Origin of the sequence: Streptomyces griseus subsp. griseus, assembly GCF_003610995.1 — a bacterium.
In the GTDB taxonomy this organism is placed as follows: domain Bacteria; phylum Actinomycetota; class Actinomycetes; order Streptomycetales; family Streptomycetaceae; genus Streptomyces.
The window spans coordinates 461,095-473,494 of sequence record NZ_CP032543.1 but is presented as its reverse complement, the minus strand read 5'-3'; the positions used below and the strand labels follow the sequence as shown (position 1 = coordinate 473,494).

Annotated in this window: 13 protein-coding genes; 7 read left to right on the top strand and 6 right to left on the bottom strand. The window is 72.6% G+C overall.

Features of this window, described 5'->3' with window-relative positions; translation table 11 throughout:
• Positions 1 to 187: 187 nt before the first annotated feature.
• The 4 genes from D6270_RS02085 (at position 188) to D6270_RS02070 (ending at position 3,931) form a co-directional block, all read left to right on the top strand.
• Positions 188 to 1,516 (top strand): phytase, encoded by a 1,329-nt coding sequence (locus tag D6270_RS02085; protein WP_204117170.1) that lies wholly within the window; start codon positions 188 to 190, stop codon positions 1,514 to 1,516.
• Positions 1,517 to 2,067: 551 nt separating this feature from the next.
• Positions 2,068 to 2,343 carry a hypothetical protein gene (locus tag D6270_RS02080; protein WP_158650471.1) on the top strand — a complete coding sequence of 92 codons (276 nt, stop codon included), beginning with the start codon at positions 2,068 to 2,070 and terminating at the stop codon, positions 2,341 to 2,343.
• Positions 2,344 to 2,345: 2 nt separating this feature from the next.
• A complete protein-coding gene (locus D6270_RS02075; RefSeq protein WP_109167617.1) occupies positions 2,346 to 3,383 on the top strand; it encodes an NUDIX hydrolase in 1,038 nt (345 codons plus the stop codon).
• Between the two features lie 74 nt (positions 3,384 to 3,457).
• A complete protein-coding gene (locus D6270_RS02070) occupies positions 3,458 to 3,931 on the top strand; it encodes a hypothetical protein (protein ID WP_109167045.1) in 474 nt (157 codons plus the stop codon).
• A gap of 7 nt (positions 3,932 to 3,938) precedes the next feature.
• On the opposite strand, the gene D6270_RS02065 is transcribed toward D6270_RS02070, so the two are convergent.
• Together D6270_RS02065 and D6270_RS02060 are read right to left on the bottom strand one after the other, a co-directional pair.
• Positions 3,939 to 4,628, bottom strand: coding sequence for an MBL fold metallo-hydrolase (locus tag D6270_RS02065; protein ID WP_109167046.1), 690 nt, complete (start codon positions 4,626 to 4,628; stop codon positions 3,939 to 3,941).
• A gap of 124 nt (positions 4,629 to 4,752) precedes the next feature.
• A complete protein-coding gene (locus tag D6270_RS02060) occupies positions 4,753 to 6,117 on the bottom strand; it encodes a dipeptidase (RefSeq protein ID WP_109167047.1) in 1,365 nt (454 codons plus the stop codon).
• A 196-nt stretch (positions 6,118 to 6,313) separates the two neighbouring features.
• Between D6270_RS02060 and D6270_RS02055 the strand changes: the two genes are divergently transcribed.
• Both D6270_RS02055 and D6270_RS02050 read left to right on the top strand, forming a co-directional pair.
• Positions 6,314 to 7,531 carry a geranylgeranyl reductase family protein gene (locus tag D6270_RS02055; protein ID WP_109167048.1) on the top strand — a complete coding sequence of 406 codons (1,218 nt, stop codon included), beginning with the start codon at positions 6,314 to 6,316 and terminating at the stop codon, positions 7,529 to 7,531.
• 32 nt (positions 7,532 to 7,563) lie between these two features.
• Complete coding sequence (locus D6270_RS02050) at positions 7,564 to 8,229, top strand: alpha/beta hydrolase (RefSeq protein WP_109167049.1); 666 nt, start codon at positions 7,564 to 7,566, stop codon at positions 8,227 to 8,229.
• Here D6270_RS02050 and D6270_RS02045 read toward each other — a convergent pair.
• Complete coding sequence (locus D6270_RS02045; protein ID WP_109167050.1) at positions 8,213 to 8,671, bottom strand: nitroreductase/quinone reductase family protein; 459 nt, start codon at positions 8,669 to 8,671, stop codon at positions 8,213 to 8,215. The two genes, D6270_RS02050 and D6270_RS02045, sit on opposite strands and share 17 nt — an antisense overlap.
• A 192-nt stretch (positions 8,672 to 8,863) precedes the next feature.
• On the opposite strand from D6270_RS02045, the gene D6270_RS02040 reads away from it, so the two are divergent.
• A complete protein-coding gene (locus D6270_RS02040) occupies positions 8,864 to 9,583 on the top strand; it encodes a TetR/AcrR family transcriptional regulator (RefSeq protein WP_109167051.1) in 720 nt (239 codons plus the stop codon).
• Between the two features lie 18 nt (positions 9,584 to 9,601).
• Here the strand turns inward: D6270_RS02040 and D6270_RS02035 are convergent, their stop codons facing one another.
• From D6270_RS02035 to D6270_RS02025, 3 genes are all read right to left on the bottom strand, one after another.
• Positions 9,602 to 9,910: a DUF6332 family protein gene (locus D6270_RS02035; RefSeq protein WP_109167052.1), complete on the bottom strand. Its 309-nt coding sequence runs from the start codon at positions 9,908 to 9,910 to the stop codon at positions 9,602 to 9,604.
• 320 nt (positions 9,911 to 10,230) lie between these two features.
• The gene (locus tag D6270_RS02030; RefSeq protein WP_109167053.1) at positions 10,231 to 11,016 is read right to left on the bottom strand and encodes a maleylpyruvate isomerase family mycothiol-dependent enzyme; all 786 of its coding nucleotides are present in this window, start codon (positions 11,014 to 11,016) and stop codon (positions 10,231 to 10,233) included.
• Between the two features lie 39 nt (positions 11,017 to 11,055).
• Entirely contained in the window at positions 11,056 to 12,186 is a 1,131-nt protein-coding gene (locus tag D6270_RS02025) for an MFS transporter (RefSeq protein ID WP_109167054.1), read from the bottom strand.
• Positions 12,187 to 12,400: the final 214 nt, after the last annotated feature.

Genomic DNA, 12,400 nt, shown 5'->3' with positions numbered 1-12,400 from the left:
GGACCTGTCAAGACGCCCTCCTGTGTGTCTCGTCAGGAGTTCTCCCTGCCTGTCCGTCCCGTGCCGATGGTGTTCATCGCCCGTGCACGCGAACTCGGGGCTGTCGGCCGCCCGGTGGCTGCCGGGCGGCCACATGAGCGGACCACGCTCACCCGGGACCTGACAGCCGCTCGAAGAGGAGACTTGCGTGACTCGCTCCACCATCGTCCGGGCGCTTGCGCTGACCGTGACGTCGGCCCTGGCGACTGCGACTCTCGCAGCGCCTGCCCATGCCCGCGCCCATGCCAACGCCTATGGTCGTACCGTCATCGATCTGCCGGCCGTCACACCTCGCGCGGAGACGCAGGTGCTGCACGACGACGAAGCGGGTGGCAGCGCCGACGCGGACGATCCCGCCATCTGGCGGAACACCGCCGCACCCGGCCGCAGCCTCGTCATCGCGACCGCCAAGGAGGGCGGGCTGCGCGTCTACGACCTGAAGGCCCGGACACTCCAGTCCCTGGCCGCGCCACCGGCCGCCGGACCCGACGATGCTCCTGGCCGCTTCAACAATGTGGACCTCGTACACGGCCTGAGGCTGTCCTCGGTCCGGGCCGACCTGGCCGTCGTCAGCGACCGGGGTCACGACCGGCTGCGCTTCTACCGCATCGACCGTGACCGCGTCGGCGGCCCGCTGACCGACGTGACCGACCCCTCCGCGCCGCCCGTGTTCTCGAAGAACCAGGCCGAGATCAACGACCAGCGGACCGCCTACGGTCTCGCGACCTGGACGGATCCCTCGTCCGGCAAGTCTTTCGCCCTGGTCAGCCGCCGCGAGCGAACCGGCATCACGCTGCTGGAACTGCGCCCGACGAAGGCCGGAAAGGTCACCTACCGCACGGTGCGGACCCTGAACCTTCCCGCCACGTTCCGGCTGCCGAACGGCACATCGTGGTCTCCCTGCGGCGAGCCCGGCGAACTCCCACAGGTCGAAGGCATGGTCGTCGACCCTGACAACGGCACCCTCTACGCCGGTCAGGAGAACGTCGGGATCTGGCGCCTGCGCGCCGACCTGACCGGCGGCCGCCCGAGACTGATCGACAAGGTCCGTGAGTACGGCGTCCCGGGGGTCTACGACGAGGAGACCGAGGAGTGCACGCCGGGAGACGACCCCGGCTACGGCGGATCCAAGCTCTCCGCGGACGTCGAGGGCCTGACGCTGATCACCGAGTCCCACGGCGGCGGTTACCTGCTCGCCTCCAGCCAGGGCGACAACACCTTCGCCGCGTACGACCGGCGGGCGAAGGGCGAGAACGCGTACGAGGGCGGGTTCCGGGTCGCGCCCGCGAACAGCAGGCTCGACGGCTCCGAGGAGTGCGACGGCGCGGCAGCGCTCAACGTGCCCCTCGGCTCCCGGTATCCGAACGGTCTGCTCGTCGTGCAGGACGGCCACGACGCACCGGGCGAGGAAGACCGCCCCGCGACCAACTTCAAGTTCGTCGACCTCGGCACGGTCATGAACGCCCTGCACGACTGACGGTGCCGGAAACCGGGCTCCCCCGGAAGCCGCCACCACGCTCCCGACGAAGACGGCCTCCTCCCTCACCCGGGGAGGTCGTCCGGCTCGGCTGTGTGCCCCTGTAACGGCGGCCAGGACTCCGGCGGGGCGTTCGCCGAGGTTCAGGGCGCGGGCGGTGATCGTGACGGGGGAGCGGCGGATCGCGTGGTCGGTGGAGTCCGTACCCGGGGCGGTGGCCGCGTGGAGGAGATCACGTACGTCGAGTCGATCACCGGGACCGTGCGGCCATCGCGGTACAGGACCAGGTCCAGGCGCGCCCCTCTCCGGCCGTATCGAGCGGCCGGAGAGCAGCAGTTCGGCCGACCGGACGGCGGATGCCGAGGCCGGCTGCCGTTTTCGGCCGCACGGGCCGCGATCAGCTCGGGACGCGGGGCCGGAGCCGGTCGGGATGGTCGGAATCGGACCTGACGACACCCGGGGCAGCGGCCACGACCGATCCGGGTTCCGCCGCATCACGGTCGCCACCGGTCAGTGACTTGCTCATCCCCGGCGCCTGCCAGGCGGTCCGGATGAAGCCCCGCCGTATCGACCGCAAGACCGGCAAGATCACCATTGCCACCGTCTATGCGGTCACCAGCCTGCATGAGCTGCCCGGTGTGGAGGGTACGTACAGCGAGGTGACGATACCAATGGAGGAGCGGATCGTGGGGTATCTCCAGGAGGTGTGGGAGAAGGAAGCGGTGAGAGCCGGGCTGTGGACACCGCCTTCTCCCAACCGTCTCCCAGACGATCACGCGACATCCACTCCGCCGCTGGTCAGCGGCCTTCCCACTCTGGAGTACTAGTGATTGTCGTCTGGATCAACGGTGCGTTCGGCGCGGGCAAGACCAGCGTCGCGGGCGAACTGATCGATCTGATCCCGAACAGCACCTTGTACGACCCGGAACTCACCGGGGCCGGACTGCGCGGGCTGCTGCCCCAGAAGAAGCTGGCCGAGGTGGACGACTTCCAGGACCTCAGGATCTGGCGGCGGCTGGTGGTGGACACGGCGGCTGCTCTGCTCGCGGAGGTGCCCGGAGTGCTGGTGGTGCCCATGACGCTGCTGAGGCAGGAGTACCGGGACGAGATATTCGGCGGGCTCGCCTCCCGCCGCATCCCGGTCCGCCATGTGCTGCTCTCACCTGAGGAAACGATCCTGCGCAGGCGGATAGCGGGCCGGGTGGAGTACCCCGGCGACCGCGAGCAGAGCGAGCGGGTCAACCGGTGGGCGTACGACCACATCGGCCCCTACCGGGACGCCCTCGGCTGGATCACCGAGGACGCCCATGTCGTCGACAACGGCGCCCTCACCCCGCGCGAGACCGCCGAGCGGATCGCCGAGGCCGTCCGCACCGGCGCCGCCGGACCGTGCGAGATCGTCCAGAGCCCCCGGCCGACCGCCGCGACCGTCGCTGCCGGGGTGCTGCTCTTCGACGAACAGGACCGGGTGCTCCTCGTAGACCCGACGTACAAGCCCGGCTGGGAGTTCCCCGGCGGGGTCGTGGAGGAGGGCGAGGCCCCGGCACAGGCCGGGATACGAGAAGTGGCCGAGGAGACCGGGCTCCGCCTCGACCGGGTCCCCACCCTGCTCCTCGTCGACTGGGAGCCGCCCACTCCGCCCGGCTACGGCGGGCTGCGTTTCCTCTTCGACGGTGGGCTGCTGCGCACCGAGGACGCCGGCCGGCTGCTGCTGCCCGGCTCCGAGCTGCGCGGCTGGCGCTTCGTCACGGAGCGAGAGGCGGCGGAGATGCTGCCCCCGACCCGCTACGAACGGCTGCGCTGGGCTCTGCGGGCGCGCGAGCGGTCCACGGTGCTCAATCTGGAGGCGGGCGTCCCGGTCGGCTGACGGGCGGCCCACCCGTACGGGCACGACTTGCCGGGTTCGCGGACAGAGTGGTGGTCCCCGAGCGAAATCCCGGCATGAGCATTGGTGAGCAGCCGTCCGATGTCCTGGCGCCCGCCACGGTGCTGGAGTTCTCCGACGACCTGCCCTACGTGGACATCACCCCGTTGCACGGCTTCCTGGAGGCCCGCCTGACCGAGGCAGCCGCCGCGCGGGAGGAGGGCAGCGACCCGCACTTGCCGGTCACCAGCTTCCGGGACGTCACGCGGTCCCCGTGCGTTACCCTGGCCGACGAGCTCAGCGCAGGGGAGCAGGTGGCCCTCACCGGGCAGGCCGACCTGCCCGGTGAGACCCAGACCCGGCGCCAGAACACCGGCCACGGCTGGAGCCAGCTCGTCACCGCCGCGGAGCGCCTCTCCTGCCACCCCGGCCATCTGCCCCGCTGGCGCACGCTGCCCCACATGTTCGCCGAACACGCCGAGTTCGTGGCGGCGGCCGAGATTGACCGCAGGATCAGCGACAGCAACGAGGCCACCGGCGCCCATCCGTAACGGCTCCTCACGCCGCTTCGGCCGCCGCCCGCATGACCCGCGCCACGTCCTCGGTGAGCGGGTCACCGTGGCCGAAGCAGACCGTACGGGCCTCCAGCGCGGCCAGCCGCCGGAACGTGCCCCGCGCCGACGCCCGGTCCACGTTCATCACGCCGAGCATCACCTCCCCGACACCCGCCACGCAGTCCCCGGTGAACAGCACCCCGTGGCGCGGCAGATGGAGAGCGATGGACCCAGCGGTATGCCCGGGCGCGTGCACCACCCGGGCGTCACCGCCGAACGGCAGCACCTCGCCGTCGGCCACCTCGCGGTCGACCCGGGTGGGCGGCGGATCGGGGACCGTCAGCCCGCGCTCGTACAGCGGCCGTTCCCAGTCGAGAAGGTCCGGTTCCGGTACGGGGACCTCGCCCCGGATCACCGGCGCGTCCAGCGGGTGGGCGAGGATCTCGGCGCCGTGGCGGTCGGCCAGTTCCTGGGCGGCGCCGTAGTGGTCACGGTGGCCGTGGGTGAGGACGATACGCCCGATCCGGCCAGGATCGAGGCCAAGCCCCCGTACCGCATCCTCGATCGCTCCCGCCGCCCCGATGTCACCGGCGTCGATCAACGTCAGGTCGGCCCCATCAGCCCAGAGATAGGCCTGCCCGATCCGGAAGCGGAACATGTGCAGGCGGCGGGGGAGCACTTCGACGAGGTCCATGCCGCGAACGTACGCAGCCCCCCGCACCCGCCGTACGGAGCTACGCTTCCGGCGACTTAGCCGAGGGCGTAGCGGGCGGTACGCATGCCCCTGCCGGCCGTCGGCAGGGGCATGCCCCCGGGTGTCACACCTTCTTCGACTCCGCGTAGTTGCGCAGGAACAGCGCCTCGGTGACCGACATCCGCTCCAGCTCCTCCGGCGACACGCTCTCGTTCACCGCGTGGATCTGTGCCTCGGGCTCGCTCAGGCCGATGAGGAGGATCTCCGCCTCCGGGTAGAGCGACGCGAGGGTGTTGCAGAGCGGGATGGAGCCGCCCATACCGGAGGACTGCATCTCCTGGCCCGGGTAGGCGTCGCGCATCGCGTCCGCCATCGCCGTGTACGCCGGGCTGCTCATGTCGGCGCGGAACGGCTGGCCCTGGCCCACCTGCTCCACCGCGACCCGCGCGCCCCAGGGGGCGTGCGACTCCAGGTGGGCGGTGAGCAGCTTCGCCGCCTCGGCGGCGTCCTGGCCGGGCGGTACCCGCAGGCTGATCTGGGCCCGCGCGCTCGCCTGCACGGACGGTGTGGCGCCGACGACCGGCGGGCAGTCGATGCCGATGACGGTGACGGCGGGGCGCGCCCAGATCCGGTCCGCGACCGTGCCCTGGCCGATCAGCTCCACGCCGTCCAGCACCTTGGCGTCCTGCCGGAACTCCCCCTCCGGGTACTGGAGTCCGTCCCAGTCCGCGTCACCGCTCAGGCCGTCGACCGTCGTCGTCCCGTTCTCGTCGCGCAGGGAGGCGAGCAGCTGGATCATCGCGGCCAGCGCGTCGGGGGCGGCGCCGCCGAACTGCCCCGAGTGCAGGTTGCCCTCGAGGGTGTCCAGCTGCACCCGCAGCATCGTCATCCCGCGCAGCGTCGCCGTGACCGTCGGCAGCCCGACGCGGAAGTTCCCGGTGTCGCCGATGACGATCGTGTCGGCCGTCAGCAGCTCCGGGTGCGCCTCCGCGTACCGCTCCAGACCGCCGGTGCCCTGCTCCTCGGAGCCCTCCGCGATCACCTTCACCGAGACCGGGACGCCGCCGTTGGCCTTGAGAGCGCGCAGCGCGAGCAGGTGCATGATGAACCCGCCCTTGCAGTCCGCCGCACCCCGCCCGTACCAGCGTCCGTCGCGCTCCGTCAGCTCGAACGGCGGGGAGAGCCACGCCGACTCGTCCAGCGGCGGCTGCACGTCGTAGTGCGCGTAGAGCAGTACGGTCGGGGCACCGGCCGGGCCGGGGAGGTATCCGTAGACCGACTGCGTGCCGTCGGGGGTGTCGAGGAGGGCGACGTCCGTGAAGTCCTCGGCGCGCAGGGCGTCCGCGACCCAGTTCGCCGCGGCCTCGCACTCGCTCCTGGGGAACTGCGCCGGGTCCGCCACCGACTGGAACGCGACCAGCTCGGCGAGCTCAGCCCGGGCGCGGGGCATCAGCGAGGCGACGGTCTCGGAAATCGGGCGGGCGGTCATGGGCACGCTCCTCGTGGGTGCGACGTTATGGGTAGGGCACGGTGTGTACGCGCCCGTCCGCGACGCCGTTGATGCGGTGCCGCGATGCAGGACGAAAGCATGGTCGATCCTCCCACAGAGGGGCTCGGCCACCACGCGCCGTAGGATGCCGTGAGCAGCTTGGGGCCACTGGTCGGATCGGGAGCAGAAGCACATCGTGAGCAGCGAGAACGCAGACGCCGGGCGGGAAAACGAAGAGTCGTCGGCGGTGTGGGACGTCGTCGTCGTCGGCGCCGGACCGGCCGGCGCATCGGCGGCGTACGCGGCAGCCGTGGCGGGCCGGCGGGTCCTGCTGCTGGAGAAGGCGGAACTGCCGCGCTACAAGACCTGCGGCGGCGGCATCATCGGGTTCTCCCGGGATTCCCTGCCACCGGGGTTCGAACTGCCCCTGAAGGACCGCATCCACGCCGTCACCTTCTCCCTCAACGGGAAGCTCTCCCGCACCCGCCGCTCCCGGCGCATGCTCTTCGGGCTCATCAACCGCCCGGAGTTCGACGCCGGGCTGGTCGAGGAGGCGCAGAAGGCCGGCGCCGAACTGCGCACCGGCGCCTCGGTGGTGCGGGTCGAGCAGCACGGGCCCGCCGTGCCCGACCGGCGTACGGTCGCGGTGGTGCTGGCAGGCGGAGAGACCGTGCTGGCGCGGGCGGTCGTCGGCGCGGACGGCAGCGCGGGCCGGATAGGAGCACATGTCGGGGTCAAACTCGACCAGGTGGACCTCGGCCTGGAGGCGGAGATCCCCGTTCCGGCGACGGTGGCGGAGGACTGGGCGGGGCGGGTCCTCATCGACTGGGGCCCGATGCCCGGCAGTTACGGCTGGGTCTTCCCCAAGGGCGACACCCTGACCGTCGGGGTGATCTCGGCGCGCGGCGACGGCGCGGGCACCAAGCGGTATCTGGAGGACTTCATCGCCCGCCTCGGCCTCGCCGGGTTCGAGCCGTCCATCTCCTCGGGCCATCTGACCCGCTGCCGCAGCGACGACTCCCCGCTCTCGCGTGGCCGGGTCGTGGTCTGCGGTGACGCGGCCGGGCTGCTGGAGCCGTGGACCCGGGAGGGCATCTCCTTCGCGCTGCGTTCCGGCCGGCTCGCGGGTGAATGGGCCGTCAGGATCGCCGAGGCGCACGACGCGGTGGACGCCCGCCGCCAAGCCCTCAACTACGCCTTCGCCATCAAGGCCGGTCTCGGCGTGGAGATGGGCGTGGGCCGCCGTATGCTCAAGCTCTTCGAGCGCCGCCCGGGGGTGCTGCACGCCGTGCTGACCGGTTTCCGCCCGGCCTGGAACGCGTTCGCCGGGATCACCCGGGGCACGACGTCGCTCGCCGAGCTGGTCCGTACGCACCCGCTGGCCCAGCGGGCGCTGAGCGCGATGGACCGCTGACGGGCGAAACGCGGGGCGCGGGGGCCGCGGCGGTGCTCGTCCATGGGCTCTACCACCGCCCCGGACACTTCGCCCCGGTCGCCGACGGCCTGCGGGCGCGGGGCGTCGAAGTGGTCGTTCCCGAGCTCCACCGGGGCTCCCTGGCGGCTGATACGGCAGCGGTCCAGGCCGCCGTGGACGCACTGGACCGGCCCCCGCTGCTGCTCGGCCCCTCATACGGCGGGTCGGTGGTCACCGGAGTGCGCGGGGCGTGCCACATGGTCTGTCTGGCGGCCTTCGTACCGGACGTGGGCGAGAGCGCGGCCGCTCTCGGCGGGGCCTCCGCGCAGCTGCGTGAGGCGGTCGTGCCGGGGGAGGGGCCTGACGGTACGACGCATCTGGACCCCGGCCTGGCGGCCGACGTCCTCTACGACGACTGCCCCGCGTCCCTCGCCGCCCGCGCGGTCGGCCTGTTGCGGCCGCAGGCCCCGGGGTGCGGGCGGGGCGTCCCCGTGCACCACAGCTGGAAGCTGATCCCCTCGACGTATGTCGTCTGCGCCGGGGACCGGGCGATCGACCCCGCCCTGCAACGGACGCTGGCCGCGCGCTGCACCGGCGTACGCGAGTGGCCGACGGGTCACTCCCCGTTCGTGTCCCGGCCCGCGCTCGTGGTGGACCTGGTGGCGGAGCTGCTCGGCGGGGTCAGCCCTCGAACGTGAGGCGGAAGACCGGGTGGTCCGGGCAGGCCGCCAGGAGTTCGGCGTCCGTGGACTTCGCGGTGACGCCCTGGAAATACTGGTTGACCTCCCAGCCCCATCGCTTCAGATAGGCCCGGAGGATCTCTGCCTTCGCCGTGTCGTCGGCGATCTCCTCAGCGGTGAAGACCCGGGTTCTGCGCCCCACCCGCAGCTCACCGCCGCCCGCGACGCGCATGTTCCGCACCCACTGGGAGTGGCCCCGGGCGGAGACGAGGTACTGGGCGCCCTCGTAGGAGTGCGGGTTGACGGGGATGCGCTGCATCCGGCCGCTCGTCCGTCCTCGTACCGACATCTCGGCGGAGCCCAGGAGACTGATGCCGTGCCGGGCGAGACGGCCGATGACGTTGTTGAGACGGGTGGCGGTGGCACCGGCCCGGAGGTAGTACGGCTGTGGCTGCGACATGGCGATCCCCGGAGGCGTGGAGTGGCGGAGTGGTGACGTGGGCGAGGTGGTACCCAGTGGTGGGAGAGCGGTGCTCTGGTTTCGTGAGCGGTGCTCTTGCTTGAGATCAGTGTGCACGGAACCGGTGCTCCAAAGCAAGAGCACTGCTCTCGTTGCGGTTCGGTGCTCTGAACGCGTGGCAGACTGATCACCATGAGCACCATCCGAGGGGCCAGGGAGCGCGCCCGCAGAGAAGTGACCGCCGCCATCAAGGACGAGGCCAGAAGACAGCTGGCGGCGGAGGGCGCGGCCAAGCTCTCCCTGCGCGCCGTCGCCCGCGAGCTGGGCATGGCCTCCTCGGCGCTCTACCGCTACTTCCCCAGCCGCGACGACCTCCTCACCGCGCTGATCGTCGATGCGTACGACGCCATCGGGGAGGCCGCGGAGACCGCCCGCGCCACCGCCGACCGGGTCCGCCCGCGCCCCGCCCCGTACGCCGACCGCTGGGTCGCCGTGGCCGGCGCCGTACGGGAGTGGGCGTTGGCCCACCCTCATGAGTACGCCCTGATCTACGGCTCACCCGTCCCCGGCTACAGCGCCCCCATGGACACGGTGGGCCCCGCCTCCCGGGTCGGCATGGTCCTCATCGGCCTCATCCGGGACGCGTTCCAGGACGACGGGCTGGCCCTGCCGCCGCTCGCGCGGGGACTGCGGGCCGAGGCCGAGCGGCTCTCCGCCGACATCGCCCCGGACCTCCCGCCCGCGGTCGCGCCGGCCCTCGTCGCCGCCTGGGCCCAGCTCTTCGGCCTGATCTCGTTCGAGCTCTTCGGCCAGTTCAACCGGATGGTCGAGGCGCGCGAGGAGCTCTTCCGGCAGGCCGCGGGGGAGCTGGCCCGCTCGGTCGGTCTGCGGGGGAGCCCGGCCACCGGCTGAGTCGCGGGACGCGCTGTTCTACGTAGCGGAGTCGGCGGAGCCGGAGCGGACCTGCCTGTTCGGGGTCGGGCCGCCCAGGCGGCGGCCCTCCCGCCGGGGGAAGCGCCACAGGACGTGGACGACCCGCGTGGCGAAGGCCAGGGCGGCGGCCACGGTGGCGAGGCCGAGGATCACCGTCCGCGCCGGGCGGCCGAGGTCGAAGAGGAGCAGGGCGGGTGCGGAGACCGCCGCGTAGGTGAGACCGGCCAGGACGGCGGAGCTGACCAGCGCGTAGCCGATCTCGACCGTCACGGCGTCCCGCTCCACCTGCGTCCGCCGTTCCCCCATGGCCGCAGTGTCACAGCCCCGACAAGCGCCCGGCAAGCGTGCGGCCGCGTGCCTGGCCCGCACCGGCCACCGGACCCCATGCCCGTGCCTGGCCCGCATCGGACAGTGGACCCCATGCCCGTGCCTGGCCCGCACCGGCCACCGGACCCCATGCCCGTGCCCGGCCCGCACCGGACGGTGGACCTCCATGCCCCGTGCCCGCACCAGCCGCAGACCCCGCCCCTCGCGCCCGGCCCGCCCTGTACCGGGGCCCATGCCTCGCGCCTGGCCGCCGCCAGCCCCCATCCCGCCGTCCGCCCCCCCCGGACCCCGCCCCAAGCTCACCACGTAACCGCCGAGTTGTCCGTCCAGAGCCTTGCCACCGAGCGGTCGCCGCGCAGGGTGACGGCGGTGAGGGGCAGGCGGTTCCAGAGGGTGAGGTAGAGGCCCTCCGCCGTCCCGCTCAGCTCGCAGTCCACCCGGTCGGCGCTGCTGTCGGTGTCGGCGGCCGCGCCCGCCTTGGTGCCGGCGAGAGGCGTACGTACAGCCTGCGGCGGTTCCTCCGAGATCCGTACGGTCCACATCGCGTCCGTGTCCACGGCCCGCACCCGCAATGTGCGTGGGGTGGAGGAGCGGACCCGGCTCTTGGGGCGGGCGTGGAAGCCGGTGAGGAGTTCGTCGATGCCGTCGGCCGCCCGGTCGGCGGCCACCGTCGTCAGCGGTCCGCCGAGCGCCGACTCGGCGTCGACCCGGTGCACGGTGGTCTCGTTCAACTGGCGGCGGGACCAGAACGCCAGGGGTGAGGGGGCGGGCAGGAAGGTCCAGCACTCCAGGTCGGCGGGGGCGGCCTCCAGTGAACGGACCAGGTGGCGGTGGCCCGTCCGGAACCAGTCGAGGAGTTCGGCGCCGTCCAGGTCCGGTTCGCCGCCGTCGGGGTGGGGCGTGGTGTGGCCCTCGGTGATGAAGCCGGCGGCCCAGCGGTGCACCATGCCGGTGTGGCGCAGCAGGTGGCGTATCTGCCAGCCGGGACAGGTCGGGACGGACGCCCCGGGGCCCGCCTGTTCGGCGGCCGCCGCGAGGAGCCGCCCTTCCTCGGACAGGGACGCGATGTGCTCCGTGATCTCCATGGCCGGGATTGTGCCAGGGGGCGGGAACCCGGCCTCCGTTCAGGCGTGCGTCGCGTTGCGGGCCCCGTACCCGAGGACGGAGGCCCCGGCGGCCAGCAGGGCCACCGTGGTCAGCGCGACCGGCAGCGAGAACCCGTCGGCCAGGAAGCCGATCGCGGGCGGGCCCAGCAGCATGCCCCCGTAGCCCAGCGTCGAGGCGGCGGCCACCCCGCTCGGTCCGGCCAGTTCGCCCGCCCGGCCCACGGCGACCGGGAAGATGTTGGCCAGCCCGAGGCCGGTGACCGCGAATCCGGCCAGCGCGAGCCAGACGGTCGGGGCCAGCGAGCCCAGCAGCATCCCGGCCGCGGCGACGGCACCGCCGAGGACCAGGGTGCGGGTCTGGCCGAGCCGTTCCAGGAGCATCGTCCCGGTGAGCCTGCCGATGGTCATCGTCAGGGCGAACAGCGCGTATCCGGCGGCGGCGATTCCGGGGTGGGCGTCCAGGTCCTGCTCCAGGTGGAGCGCCCCCCAGTCGGCCAGTGCCCCTTCCCCGTACGCCGTGCACAGGGCGATCACGCCGAAGAGCAGGACGATCCGGCGGGCTCGCGGGTCGAGCTTCCGCTGGGGCTGGGGCCGAGGCTGAGGTGCGTGCGGCTCGGGTGCCGGACGGGCCGGGCGGTGGCGCAGCAGTGCGGGCCCCGCCAACGCGGTGACGAGCAGGCCGATTCCGGCCAGCAGGAACAGGTGTGCCGAGGCGGAGAGGCCGCCCGCGACCAGCCCCCCGAGTCCGGCGCCGACCATGCCGCCGAGGCTGAACGCCGCGTGGAAGCTCGGCATCACCGGCCGGCGGAGCTGGGCGACCAGGTCGACGGCCGCGCTGTTCATCGCCACGTTCATGCCGCCGTACGCCGCTCCGAAGACGAGCAGGACGAGGCCGAGCGAGAGTGCCGAATGGGTCTGCGCGGGCAGGGCGATGCTCAGCGGGAGCAGCACCCCGCAGGCCACGGTCACGGCGTGGCTGCCGTAGCGGCGGCAGAGGCGACCGGTGAGCATCATGGTGATCACGGCGCCCGCGGAGACGCCGAGCAGGGCGAGGCCGAGGGTGGAGGCGGAGGCGCCGGTCTGCTGCTTGATGGCCGGGATACGGACCACCCAGCCGGCGAAGAGGAAGCCGTCGAGGGCGAAGAACACGGTCAGCGCGGTACGGAGGCGGGCCGACGAGGGTGGGGCGGTGTCTCCGCCAGGTCCCCCCGGTAGGGCCGTCCGCAGTTTGTTTAGTTGCGGCACAAACTCAGCATAGGGGTGGGCGGACGCCGGACGCAACAGAGCTGACGGAGGCGTGTGCCACCCGTCCCGGAGTCCCCGGCAACCCATCCCCCGGCGGGCTCCTTCCGCGTCCGGGCCA